Source organism: Thauera sp. SDU_THAU2, assembly GCF_038260575.1.
Lineage (GTDB): Bacteria > Pseudomonadota > Gammaproteobacteria > Burkholderiales > Rhodocyclaceae > Thauera.
Genome location: NZ_JBBWUN010000003.1, coordinates 365,701 through 378,848 on the forward strand (window position 1 = coordinate 365,701; position 13,148 = coordinate 378,848).

7 protein-coding genes and 1 pseudogene are annotated in these 13,148 nt (G+C 62.2%); 3 read left to right on the forward strand and 5 right to left on the reverse strand.

Annotation, left to right across the window (positions count from 1 at the left end; all coding sequences use genetic code 11):
- The first annotated feature begins 407 nt into the window (after positions 1 to 407).
- Positions 408 to 3,707 carry a DNRLRE domain-containing protein gene (locus tag AAFL97_RS02795; protein WP_341643621.1) on the forward strand — a complete coding sequence of 1,100 codons (3,300 nt, stop codon included), beginning with the start codon at positions 408 to 410 and terminating at the stop codon, positions 3,705 to 3,707.
- A gap of 96 nt (positions 3,708 to 3,803) precedes the next feature.
- Here the strand turns inward: AAFL97_RS02795 and AAFL97_RS02800 are convergent, their stop codons facing one another.
- The 4 genes and pseudogenes from AAFL97_RS02800 to AAFL97_RS02815 all read right to left on the reverse strand — a co-directional run bounded on the left by AAFL97_RS02800 (position 3,804) and on the right by AAFL97_RS02815 (position 9,852).
- Entirely contained in the window at positions 3,804 to 5,045 is a 1,242-nt protein-coding gene (locus tag AAFL97_RS02800) for a pyridoxal-dependent decarboxylase, exosortase A system-associated (protein ID WP_341643622.1), read from the reverse strand.
- A gap of 41 nt (positions 5,046 to 5,086) precedes the next feature.
- Entirely contained in the window at positions 5,087 to 6,754 is a 1,668-nt protein-coding gene (locus AAFL97_RS02805; protein ID WP_341647082.1) for an asparagine synthetase B family protein, read from the reverse strand.
- A gap of 273 nt (positions 6,755 to 7,027) precedes the next feature.
- Positions 7,028 to 8,230: a hypothetical protein gene (locus AAFL97_RS02810; protein WP_341643623.1), complete on the reverse strand. Its 1,203-nt coding sequence runs from the start codon at positions 8,228 to 8,230 to the stop codon at positions 7,028 to 7,030.
- Positions 8,231 to 8,270: 40 nt separating this feature from the next.
- Positions 8,271 to 9,852 (reverse strand): annotated as a pseudogene (locus tag AAFL97_RS02815) (acyl-CoA ligase (AMP-forming), exosortase A system-associated).
- 142 nt (positions 9,853 to 9,994) lie between these two features.
- Here AAFL97_RS02815 and ampD point away from each other — a divergent pair.
- Complete coding sequence (gene ampD / locus AAFL97_RS02820) at positions 9,995 to 10,516, forward strand: 1,6-anhydro-N-acetylmuramyl-L-alanine amidase AmpD (protein ID WP_341643624.1); 522 nt, start codon at positions 9,995 to 9,997, stop codon at positions 10,514 to 10,516.
- Between the two features lie 52 nt (positions 10,517 to 10,568).
- Here the strand turns inward: ampD and AAFL97_RS02825 are convergent, their stop codons facing one another.
- A complete protein-coding gene (locus tag AAFL97_RS02825) occupies positions 10,569 to 11,735 on the reverse strand; it encodes a nucleotide sugar dehydrogenase (RefSeq protein ID WP_341643625.1) in 1,167 nt (388 codons plus the stop codon).
- Positions 11,736 to 12,312: 577 nt separating this feature from the next.
- Here AAFL97_RS02825 and AAFL97_RS02830 point away from each other — a divergent pair.
- The gene (locus tag AAFL97_RS02830; protein ID WP_341643626.1) at positions 12,313 to 13,143 is read left to right on the forward strand and encodes a lytic transglycosylase domain-containing protein; all 831 of its coding nucleotides are present in this window, start codon (positions 12,313 to 12,315) and stop codon (positions 13,141 to 13,143) included.
- The last annotated feature ends 5 nt before the right edge of the window (positions 13,144 to 13,148 follow it).

Below are 13,148 nucleotides of genomic sequence, written 5' to 3' on the forward strand. Positions count from 1 at the left end.
CGAATCCGACTTTCGGCTGCATTCGAAGAGCTCTGTCTGGCTGCCGACGACAGTGTCGGAGATGTAGACGAGCTTTTCTGCCTGCTGGGAGCCGATGTCGTCGAGGCGGTGGGTGTGGAGCTGCCACAGGTACAGCCAATGCCCGGACCGCGTTAGCGGACCAGGCGCGTTCACTCATGTGCTTCCATGGAAGCGGTGAGTTTTCCCTTGAACGACGGTTTTTTGATAGTTTGTCGACGAAATTTACATATTTCGCGTGTTTTCCTTCCTGATCCCGGTAATTGATTGTTTCAAATTGATAATTTGAAGTGGTTCGATTTTTGCTCTTGTCTGCCAAGGGCGCGCTTGATAGGCTGTGTCAATGCATTTGCCCGCCATTCTTTGCTTATCAGTATATGGATATGGTTATGAAAGAGTCCGAACACTGCGGCAGTGCAATGCGGCGACATATTTTCCGCAGCGGCTTGCTTGGAGGGTGGATGTTTCTGGGGGCGCTGTCGGCATCGGCAGCGCCTTATGCCGAGGGGGCTTTGCTGGATGTCATACGTGGGATGTCTGAGGGGAGCTGGAAGCGCGTAAATACGAACTCTTATGCTTCTGCATGGCCGCCAAACAGCCTGCGCCCCATTTATGGATCTGGCGTTTCAGTACCCTCCAAGATTATCGGTGCATGGAGCAGCTTCGCTTGGGACAGTAATCGCGGCGATTTGATTTTGTATGGTGGAGGTCACGCCAATTATTCTGGCAACGACGTATATCGCTGGCGTTCCCGGACCTTGCAATGGGAACGTGCGTCTCTTTCCAGTGAAGTGGAATTTGTCGGATCGAACACATGGAATGCGATCGATGGTGCAGATTCGGCGCCTACGTCCGCGCATACCTATGACAATTCATTGTTTCTGCCCCTTGCTGACCGGTTTCTGACTTTCGGTGGCGCAATCCATAATACGGGTGGGGCCTATACCAAGCCGAGCGAAGAAAACCCAGGTATCTTGAGAACCACCGGGCCTTATTTCTTTGATCCGTCCAAGGCAGATCCTGACAAGGTGGGTGGGACTACAGGGTCGCATGTACAGCGCGTCGCACCGTTTCCCGAGATCGAAGGGGGGGAGATGTGGCAGAATCGCGACATCCACAAGCATTTGTCATCATCTCTGCTGCCTAAATCCCATGTGAATGGGTGCACAGCTTATAGCGGCAAGTCGGATGGTCATGACGTCGTTTATGTCGCGGCGAGGACGAATGCCAGTGCAACGGCACTGGAGCTTTATCGCTACGAAGTGCTCGATGCCAACGCCCCGCAGTTCGACACGATGACACGCATCGGGCGTTATTGGTCCGGCCCGAGCGGCCAGACGACATGTGCGCATGATCCCGTCGTGGATATCGTGCTTCGTACCGGGTCGAATGCTTCGCCGCTTTTCTACTGGAATCTCGCGACAGTTGGGGGGAGCAACTACGAGAACCGTGTAGCGGTGGATGGGCAGGTCAAGGAGCTCGTCGATGAATTGAATGCCATTGGCCGCTCGATTACCGATTGTGCGATGGATTACGACCCCAATGGCGGGCGCTATGTCCTATGGTGCGGTTCGGGACGACTGTGGTCGATCGAAGCTCCGTATCCGGTTGCCACGACGGGCTGGAGGGTGGTGGGGATGGATCCTGCGACGGGCGACCAGCCTCCGAATGCGGTGGGTACAGGCATTCTCGGAAAGTGGAAATATATCCCTGGTTTTGATGTTTTTATTGGTCTTGTTGATATCAATGCAGGTGATATCTGGGTTTATAAGCCGCTTGACTGGGTAGAGCCATCTGGCGATGGTTCAGGTGATCCTGACCCTGGTCCGGGCCCAGGGGATGGTGACCCCCCGCCCGACCCATCCAATGTGGGACCTACGGTCGTATTGTCTTCCCCCGGGAGCGGGACAGAGGCTACGGTCGGCGTGCCGGTCGTACTGAGTGCTGATGCGGTGGACGAAGATGGAACGATCGTAGAGGTTGTGTTCCGTGTTTCCGGTACGGTGGTCGGGACTGCGACCGCAGCGCCCTATTCTCTGGAATGGACGCCCACTGCCGCAGGCAGTTTCGAAGTGACGGCAGAGGCCTTCGATGACGATGGGGCGAGCGCGTTGAGCGCAGTGGCACATGTGACGGTCCGGGTTGCGGCGGAACCACCTGCGCCCGGTGAAAGTGGCACGGTCGTGATTCAGCGAGCCGAGGGCAGTGATTTCAAGACGGCGGATACGTACTTGTCCTCGTACCACAAGTCATCGAACTTCGGTGGCAGCGCGAAGCTGTCGATGCTGAAGACGACGTACATACCGCTGCTGCGGTTTGCGATTTTCGCTTCGGAAGGCGGTCCGGTGCCCGATGGCGCGCAGATCACGTCGGCAAAACTGCAGCTGTACAAGGGCAGCTATGACGCTGTGATTGGCGTGCACGCAATGAAGATGCCTTGGGAGGAAAAGGAGGCGACGTGGAATCAGCGCCGCGCCGGCGAGCCATGGCATGTGGCGGGTGCGGCGGGCGTGGGCACGGACTACGAGGCGATCGAGGACGCTCGCCTGGCAGCGGGCTGGGATGCTGGTTGGATGAGCTTCGATCTGACCGGACGTGTTCAGAAGATGAGCACGGGCGAGTCGCCCAATCATGGTTGGCGCACGGTCTGGATCTCGGGAAACTACAACGCTTTGTCGCTGAATGCGAGCGAGCTTGCAACGCCGGCCGGGAATCGTCCAAAGCTTGAAATCGAATGGGTGAAGTCGTCCGGTGGCGACTCAGGTGATCCCGACCCGGGGGTGCCTGATCCGGCCAATGTGGCGCCCCAGGTCGTGTTGTCCTCTCCCGGAAATGGAACGGAGGTGGAGTTCGGCACGCCGATCGTATTGAGTGCTGATGCGGTGGACGAAGATGGGACGATCGTAGAGGTTGTGTTCCGTGTTTCCGGTACGGTGGTCGGGACTGCGACCGCAGCGCCCTATTCTCTGGAATGGACGCCCACTGCCGCAGGCAGTTTCGAAGTGACGGCAGAGGCCTTCGATGACGATGGGGCGAGCGCGTTGAGCGCAGTGGCACATGTGACGGTCCGGGTTGCGGCGGAACCACCTGCGCCCGGTGAAAGTGGCACGGTCGTGATTCAGCGAGCCGAGGGCAGTGATTTCAAGACGGCGGATACGTACTTGTCCTCGTACCACAAGTCATCGAACTTCGGTGGCAGCGCGAAGCTGTCGATGCTGAAGACGACGTACATACCGCTGCTGCGGTTTGCGATTTTCGCTTCGGAAGGCGGTCCGGTGCCCGATGGCGCGCAGATCACGTCGGCAAAACTGCAGCTGTACAAGGGCAGCTATGACGCTGTGATTGGCGTGCACGCAATGAAGATGCCTTGGGAGGAAAAGGAGGCGACGTGGAATCAGCGCCGCGCCGGCGAGCCATGGCATGTGGCGGGTGCGGCGGGCGTGGGCACGGACTACGAGGCGATCGAGGACGCTCGCCTGGCAGCGGGCTGGGATGCCGGTTGGATGAGCTTCGATCTGACCGGACGTGTTCAGAAGATGAGCACGAGCGAGTCGCCCAATCATGGCTGGCGCACGGTCTGGATCTCGGGAAACTACAACGCTTTGTCGCTGAATGCGAGCGAGCTTGCAACGCCGGCCGGGAATCGCCCCAGACTTGAGATCGAGTGGCTCATGCCTGAACAGGACTGATCCGTCTTTTCTCGTGCCCGACAATCGCGGTCTTGCCTTGCGGCGGACCGCGATTTGCGTTGACGAGGGCGTGCTCCAGAAAGTGTCCGCGTGTGTTTACACCAGCACCTCGACGACTGCTGGATGTCCCAGAAACCGTTGCGGACTGGCGCTGGCGCCGTAGGCGCCCGACTGATAGATGACGACGAGGTCGCCCGGTTCGGCATTGGGCAGGCTCATGCGGTCCGCCAGCAGGTCGAGCGGAGTGCATAGCGGGCCGACCACGGAGACGGGCTCCTGGACGGGAGCATCCATGCGGTTGGCGATGGCAGCGGGGTAGTTCTTGCGAATGACCTGGCCGAAGTTGCCCGAGGCCGACAGGTGGTGGTGCAGGCCGCCGTCGGTGACGAGATAGGTATGGCCGCGCGAGACTTTCTTGTCGATCACTCTGGCGACGTACAGGCCGGCTTCGCCGACCAGGTAGCGGCCCAGTTCGATGACGATTTCTGCCTCGGGCAGGGCCTGCCTTGCCTGTCCGGCGATGTCGGCGAGGTTGGCGCCGATGGGAGCGAGGTCCAGCGGCTGTTCGCCGGGGAAATAGGGAATGCCGAAGCCGCCGCCGAGGTTGAGGAACCTGACCGGTGAGGGGGCGTGTTCCGTGAGCCGGCATGCCAGCGCGTAGCTTTTCTGCTGCGCTTCGATGATGGCGTCAGGCTTGAGGTTCTGCGAACCGGCGAACAGATGGAAGCCTTCGAAGGCCAGGCCGGCGCGGCCGATTTCGGCCAGCAGTTCCGGCACCTGTTCGGCGTCGACGCCGAACTGCTTGGGACCGCCGCCCATCTTCATGCCCGAGGACTTGAGTTCGAAGTCGGGATTGACGCGCACCGCAACGCGTGCCGGCAGGCCGAGCGTCTGTTGCGCGGCGGCCAGCAAGGGCACTTCACGGAAGGATTCGACGTTGATGAGAATGCCGGCGGCGACGGCTTGGTGCAGTTCGGCCTCGGTCTTGCCCGGCCCGGCGAAGCTGATCTCACGTGGGTCCGCGCCAGCGTCCAGCGCCACCATGAGCTCGCCGGCCGAAGCCACGTCGATGCCATCGACCAGGCGCGCCACGTGGCCCACCAGGGCGGGCATTGGGTTGGCCTTCATCGCGTAGTGCAGCTTGACCGCCTTGGGCAGCGCTGCGCGCAGCTGGGCCACGCGGGCGTCGAGCAGGCTGCGGTCGTAGGCGTAGAACGGCGTACGGCCGACGCGGGCAGCGATGCGGCTGATCGGCTGGCCGTTGATGATGAGATCGCTGCCGTCGGTGCGGAACTGCGACATCGGGGTATGGACGGGGGCTTGGCGGACTTCGGTCATGTCAGGATTCAGGATTCGTTTCGTGTTCAGGGAGTGATGGATCAGTCGTGCAGATGTTCGCGCATCCAGAACTCCATCATCATCAGGATCCACACCATTTCGCCGTAGTAGCCGGGGTAGGCCGGGAGGTGGGTGGAGAGGAGTTCGTCGATGAAGCCGGGGCGGACGATGCCGCGGCCGCGGAAACTGTTCAGCGCGTCGGTGGCGAGCGCCTTGAGTCCGGCGTGCTGGCAGGCCCAGACACCGAAAGGCAGGCCGAAGCCGTGCTTCTTCTTGGCGATGATCTCGTCGGGCAGGAAGCCGCGCAGGGCTTCCTTGAAGAACCAGCGCAGGGTCAGGCGCTTGAGCTTCCATTCCGGCGGCAGGCCGGTGGAGAAGTCGGTGAGTTCGTCGCTGAGCAGCGGGAAGGCTACATCGACGCCTGCCAGTTGCGTGGTGCCGATGACCTTGGGCAGATCGTTGTCGGCAAGGGTGTATTTCCAGTCGTAGTTGAGCAGGCGGTTGATGTGCGAGCGGGCATTGGTTGCCTGCCAGACTTCGCGCTGTTCGCGCTTGGGCTGTTCGAGGTCGATGCGGGCGAGGAAATCGGGCTCGAACACGGTATCCATGCCCAGGCGCACCAGCATGTTGTACATGTGGATGCGGTCGGGCATCGGCACGCGCGCCTGTTCGACGTAGCTGACGCCCTTCTTCACCACCGGGATGCGGTCCATGCCCGGCAGCGCCAGCGTGGGTTCGAGCAGGCCGCGGCGCACGAGGCCCGGGATGTCCTCGTACCAGCCGAACACGCGCTGCTTGGCATAGCGGGTGTTGCCGCCGAAGAGTTCGTCGCCGCCGTCGCCGGCGAGCATCTTGTCGATGCCGTCCTCACGCGCGCGGCTGGCGCAGATCCAGGCCGGCACCGCCGACGAATTGCCGAAAGGCTGGTCGTAGTGGGTGGCGACCTTGGGAATGCCGTCGAGCAGATCGTCAGGCGTGACGTAGTATTCCCGATGGTCGGCGCCGAAGCGCCGGGCGGCGATGCGCGCGTACTCCATTTCGTCGTAGCCGCTGGCATCGAAGCCGATCGAGTAGCTGCGGGCAGGCTGGCCGAGCACCTTGCACAGCATGCCGGTGACGGTGGAACTGTCGGTGCCGCCGGACAGGAAGCAGCCGACCTCGGCGCCTTCGGCTTCGCGGCGCACGTCGTCTTCGATGATCTGCAGGAAGCGCGCCTTGGACTCTTCGAGATTCGGCCTGGCATCCTCGTCGAAGCGGGGCTGCCACCAGCGCCGGCATTCCGCTTTGCCGTCCTGCCATTTGAGCAGATGTCCCTGAGGCAGCCGATACACGCCCTCGAAAATGGTTGTGGGCGCGGGGATCATGTGGAAGAAGAGGTATTCGAACACCGCTTGCGATGAGGCTTGCCGGCGAATGCCGGGAACGGTGCTGGCCCGATCGGAGAAGTGCAGTCGTCCGTTTCGTTCGGCGTAGCACACCGGCCAGGTGCCGAAGCGGTCGGTGGCAAGCAGCGCCTCGCGGCCGTCAAGCCCGACGAGAATGACGCTGAAGCGGCCGTTCGCCTGCTGCAGGGCATCGTCGCCGTGGCTACGGAAAGCCTGTACCCAGGCGGCTGCGGCTCCGCGCTGTTCCTTGGTCTGCTGCAGGGTGGAGTCCTTGAAGCGCGGATTGCCGAGCGCGAGGCAGATCTGGCCGTCGCCCTGGAACACTGCCACGTCGGCCCTATAGCCGATTGCGCCTCGTGGAAGCTGGAGCCGTGCCAGTTGATTGGGGAAATCGCTGCTTGCGTCCGTGACTGTGCCCGACGCATGAAGAACACCGCAAAACCGCTCTAGCACACCGTACTCCGTTGGCCGCTGGGGCCGAGAAAGATCAAAAACTTGCAAATGATGCCGCATGAAGCACGAATTGTCAGTGATTCCCGTCACTGCGGCATGACATGGACCTTGCTTCGTTGGCCGCGCCGAGTGAGTTGCAGTGGCTCAGTCGTCGCTTTGCAGCGCACCGGGCAGCCAGCCATGCACTGGCGGCAGAGACCGAGTGCCCAGCGGCAGGGTGAACTCGGCGGCGGGGATCAGCGATATGTCCCTCACGCTGCCGGCAGGCTCTGTAATCCAGCGCAGCAGGCTGGCGCCTTGCGGTCGAAAATCCAGCATGCCCGGGTCGCGCAGGCCGCCAGGGGGCAGTGGGACATTGCCCCTGAATGTGCCATTGGCCGCGAGCGTGAATGCGCCGATGCCAACCGTCAGGTTGTTGATGCCGAGGATTTCAGTGCTGGGCGGAAGCCGATCGGTGAAAGTGCGCAGGAACCAGGCACCAGTCAAGCGATCGCTGAGCAGCGTGTTGTGCGACAGGTAGAGTGCACTGCCAGGCCAGGCGTTGCCCTCGGCCCCGTAGGCGATCACGATCGGGTTCTGCGTATTGGCGCTCTGGCCGAAGATGTTGCCGATGACGAAGGCTACACCGCCGTTGGGCAGATCGAGTTCGTAAGAGGCTTCGCCGAGAGGGCCGTCGTACAACAGGTTGTAGCGGATGTCATTATGGCGCGCGCGCGACTTCAGTAAATGGCCGCGGTAGCCCTGGTGGAAACGGCTGCCGCTGAGTTCGAAGCGGGCGATGCGGCCGACGTAGAGCAGGTGGGGAAGTGGCCGTTCCTGTCGTGGGGCTTGGGTGAAAAGGCTGTCCCGGATGATGAGTTCGGCATCTTCGAAGTTCGCGGCGAGAATGCCCATCTGATTATCGATGAAAGCGCTGTTGCGTACCTCGAGCTGGCCGCGCTCGAAGCGAATGCCCGCGCCGTTGCCGCTGCTGGCCCTTGCCCCGCGGAATTCGATGTTCTCGATCTGTATGTTGCCGTTGCGGATGACCCAGATGGCCTTGCCTTCGGCGATCCTGCCGTCCGCGATCAGAACCGGGCGCTCGCCGATCCCGCGGATCAGCAGGCTCTTCTGTCGCCATACCGTAACATCGCCCCGATACTCGCCAGGCATGATTTCGACGGTGTCGCCGTCCTTGGCAGCTTTTGCTGCGTCGGCAATCCGCTCGAACCTTTCGCCGGGACCGACGCGGAGGACGGCCGCGTCCAAGTCGAGCGACAGAATTGTGCCGAGCGCAGCACAGAGGGCGAGCAGGCCGACGCGGACAGCCCCGGTCGTGCCCGTCCGGGATCGAAGCGTGCTTGCCATGCCGTGTCCGGTGAGCAAAGGGTGGTGCTTGGGCGGGAGGTCAGACCTCGCTCGCCAGCGTCTTGCGATCGATCTTGCCATTCGGGTTGCGCGGCAACGGCCCGTCGCGTACTTCGATGCGGCTAGGCACCATGTAGGCGGGCATGCGCTGGCGGCATTCCGCCAGCAGGGCCGCGCTGTCGAGGTAGGCCGCCTTGCGGCGGGGTGGCGATGACGGTGATGCTCTGGCCGAGCGTGTCGTGCTCGACGCCGAAGGCGGCGCATTCGCCGACCAGCCTGGTGGCGTAGAGGATTTCCTCGATTTCGGTGGGGCTGACGCGGTAGCCGGAAGTCTTGATCATCTCGTCGCGGCGGCCGATGAAGTACAGGAAGCCTTCCTCGTCACGACGCACGGTGTCGCCCGAGAAGACCGCCAGTTCCGGCAGTACCAGGCCGCTCTGGCGGCCGGGCGCATGGCTGGGCAGCGGCTTGAAGCGTTCGGCGGTCTTCTCCGGGTCGTTCCAGTAACCCATCGCCACCAGCGCGCCGCGCTGGACGAGTTCGCCCGGTTCGTTGGGTGCGCATTCGCTGCCGTCCTCGCGCAGCACGACCACGTCGGCGTTCGGGATGGCCTTGCCGATGGAGTCGGGCCGGCGGTCGGCTTCCTCGGGCGGCAGGTAGGTGGCACGGAAGGCTTCGGTGAGGCCGTACATCAGGAAGGGCTTGGTTTTCGGCAACATGCCGCGCAGCTTGGTCAAGGTCTCCAGCGGCATGCGTCCGCCGGTGTTGGCGATGTAGCGCAGGTGTTCGGTGACGGCGTCGGGCCACTGCAGTTGCGAAAGCTGGATCCACAGCGGCGGAACGGCGGTGAGGCCGGTGACCTTTTCCTTCTCGACGGCCTTCAGCACGTCGCGCGGCAGCAGGTAGTTCAGCAGCACCACGCGCGCACCGCTGTGGAAGGCGGTGCTCAGTTGCGAGAAACCGGCGTCGAAGGACAGCGGCAGGGCGGCCAGTAAGGTGTCGTCGGCGCGGTTCTCGAGGTACTGGGCGACGCTTTTCGCGCCGGCGACCATGTTGCGGTGCGACAGCACGACGCCTTTCGGCCGGCCGGTACTGCCCGAGGTGTACAGGATGGCGGCCATGTCGGCGTCGATGACGCGGTGGCCGGGGACGGCGGGTGCGGCGAGGAGATCGCTTAGGCGGTGCACCGAGGCGCCGGGCAGGGAAGGCAGTTCGGCGGATGCGCCGGTGAGCACGACGTGGCGCAGGTCATGGCAGGAGCTGAGCACGCCGGCCAGCGCGGCGAAGCGTTCGGGCGAGGTCAGCAGCACCCGGACGTTGCAGTCCTGCAGGATGTAGCCGACCTGTTCGGCTTTCAGGATGGGGTTGACCGGCACGAACACGCCGCCCGCGGCAGTCGTGCCGAACATGCCGACGACGGTTTCGATGCGCTTGTCCAGATAGATGCCGACGCGCTCGCTTCGCTCAAGCCCCAACTGCCGCAGGCCCGAGGCGAAGTCCTGGACGTCAGTGGCGAGCTGCGCATAGCTTCTGTGTTCGGCGCCGAAGCTGAGTGCGGGAGCGTCGGCGGCACGCTGGGCGGAGGCGAGGATTAGCTGGTGCAGCAGGTGGGTGTGGTTCATTTCAGGTCGTTCGGATGGACTGGAAAATTGCATAGCGTATTAGAGGGTAGCGCCTCGGCATGTCAGGCACAACGCGCCGGCCACCTTGGCGCGCGCTGGGTTTGCTGTTAACGTCGTTGCGCCATTGTCGTTCAGGATTGCCGTGAGCATTGTGAACCTTTACCTGCCTTCACCAAATTTCGACGAGCGTCCCGAGGGCGCAAGTATTCGCCTCATCGTCGTGCACGCGATCAGCCTGCCGCCGGAGCAGTTCGGCGGGCCAGGGGTGGCGCAACTGTTCACTAATACGCTCGACCCGAACGAGCACCCCTACTACGCCTCGATTCATCATCTACGGGTATCGGCCCATTACTTCATTCGCCGCGACGGCGAGGTAGTCCGTTTCGTCGAGCCCGATCTGCGAGCCTGGCATGCGGGGGTGTCGAGCTGGAACGGACGGGAGCGCTGCAACGATTTTTCGATCGGAATCGAGCTGGAAGGTTGCGATACGTTGCCATTCGAGGATATCCAGTATCGGCGGCTGGCCGGGTTGATCGGCGACTTGAAGCAACGCTACCCGATCGAGACGGTGGTTGGGCATGCCGACATCGCGCCGGGCCGCAAGACGGATCCGGGACCTTTTTTTGACTGGGGGCGTCTCGGTCTCTACCTCGAGAAGACATGACTCTGGATTGATCAGCGGAGGCGGCGTACGGCATGCCATGCCCGTGGGGCGTTCAGTCGCAGCCAAACAGATCTCTCGTGTAAACCTTATGTTTGACGTCCGACAGCTTCTTGGTGTAGCGGTTTGCGATGATTATCTCCGCTTGCTGCTTGAAGGCTTCGAAATCGTTTTCCACCCGGGAGTTGTAGAAAAGAGGAGCCTTGAGCTCCGGCTCGTGGACGATGACCTCGATGCCTTTTGCCTTGATCCGTTTCATGATCCCCTGAATGCTGGAGGTACGGAAATTGTCCGAGCCGGCTTTCATGACGAGGCGATAGATACCGACGACTTTCGGGCGGCGCCGGATCACTTCGTCCGCAACGAAATCCTTGCGGGTCGTGTTGGCTTCAACAATGGCATGGATCAGGTTCTGCGGCACATCATGATAGTTGGCCAGCAACTGCTTGGTGTCCTTGGGCAGGCAGTAGCCTCCGTAGCCGAAGCTGGGATTGTTGTAGTGATTGCCGATGCGCGGATCCAGGCAGACGCCATCGATGATCTGGCGGGTATCCAGGCCGTGGGTGGCGGCATAGGTGTCCAGTTCGTTGAAGTAGGCGACGCGCATGGCCAGGTAGGTGTTGGCGAAGAGCTTGATGGCCTCGGCCTCGGTGCTGCAGGTGAATAGCGTCGGGATGTCCTGCTTGATGGCGCCTTGCTGCAGCAGTCCGGCGAAAACCTCGGCGCGGGATGATTCCTCGCCAATGATGATACGGCTGGGATGGAGGTTGTCGTGGAGCGCTTTGCCTTCACGCAGAAACTCGGGGGAGAAAATGAGCTTGTGGGTGCCCATCGCCTGCCGGGTTTTCGCGGTATATCCAACCGGTACGGTGGATTTGATGACCATCGTTGCCTCCGGGTTGATGGCCATCACGTCCCTGATGACGGCTTCGATGGACGCCGTGTTGAAATAATTGGTCTGCGGATCGTAGTCGGTGGGAGTGGCGATGACGACGAAATCGGCGCCTCCGTAGGCTTCCTGCTTGTCCAGCGTAGCGCGGAAATCGAGCTGCTTGTTGGCCAGGAAGTCCTCGATTTCCCTGTCTTCAATAGGGGATTTTCTCTGGTTGAGCAGGGCGATCTTCTCGGGGACGATGTCCAGCGCCACCACTTCGTTGTGCTGGGCAAGCAGGATGGCGTTGGAAAGACCGACGTAGCCGGTACCGGCGATAGCGATTTTCATGAGTTTTCCCGTGCTTACTTATCTGGGGCTCTGTCCTGAGATGCCATTGCAGGGCTTCGCTCCGTTCTGAGCAGGGGGCGCCTGTTGGAGCCACCTTGCGCTTCCGGCCCTGTTTGTGCCGACCCATCCCGTATCCGGGCCTGCCGTGCTCGTCGATTCGGCCGCATGAGATGGCGGGAGGCAGTTGATAGACTGAACGATTCTCTCATGACACAGGTAAGTGTGAGGTATGCGACGGGCGCCTGGTAGTTCATGTGCGCGTGTCAAGTTTTGACAAAATGTCTTTGCCGCAATAAAATCCGCTCGATGTTGCTTTGCAGCAATCTTATTGACTCATAAACCGATCTCGGTGCGGCGCCTTCCTCCCGGGGAGACGCAGTTTCATGGACGCACGCACCGCGGGGCCCGCTGTCTGGTTGCGGCGACGGGCTTGAACACCTACTGGCGACCGAGTGTGACTGCACCCGGGAGCGGCTGATCCGCCGCTTCGGGACGGCTTGCGCGATACCCTGCGCAGGCTCTGGATGCCCACCACGGCAATCCTGCGCAGCCCTCAGGCCACAGCATGGAGGACACCATGAAACACGCAACTCGAATCAACGCGCTCGCGCGCCAGGCGAGCGGGGCCGTGTTCGGTATTGCGCACGGTGCCGTTCTTTTCTTTGGCCTCGCGGGCATGGCCTACCTGGGCCACGACGGCGGCAGCCGTCCCGCGATCGGTTATGCCGATCTGCGCGTGCAGGGCAAGGCGGCGCCGACGGTGAGCGAAGCAGCGATGGCGCAGGCGGATGCCTATCGCGCCCAGCCGGCGCTTATGGTGCCGCAAAAGCCGGAACCGGCCCTGGTTGTGCCGAGCGCTCGAAAGTCGTCGGCGCTTGCGTCGCTCCGCATGCCGGACTTCGGTCTGGACGCCGGAGACGATGGGCTGTCACCCGAAATGCTGCGGGTGCGCGACTGGATCACCGATACCTATCGGGTGCCGGGGGACGTTATCGAGCCGGCCTTGATGGCGGCCGAGGAGTCGGCCGAGGAGCATGGCTTCGATCCCCTGCTGATCGTCGCGATCATGGCGGTCGAGTCCAGCTTCAATCCGCGCGCGGTCAGCAACATGGGCGCCCAGGGCCTGATGCAGGTCATCCCGCGTTATCACCAGGACAAGATCGGCCAGGGGCGCGGCAAGTACGCGCTGTTCGACCCGACCCTGAACGTGCGCGTGGGCACATTGGTACTCCAGGAGGGGCTGCAGCGCTACGGTTCCCTGCAGCGCGCCCTGCAGTACTACAACGGCTCGCTGAAGGACCCGAACGCGCGCTATACGCGCAAGGTGATGGCGATCAAGAAGCGCCTGGTGGCGGCTTCGGGCCGTGAAACCGTGGTGCGGAACGAAACGCCGGCGTCCGCCGGCTGACACCG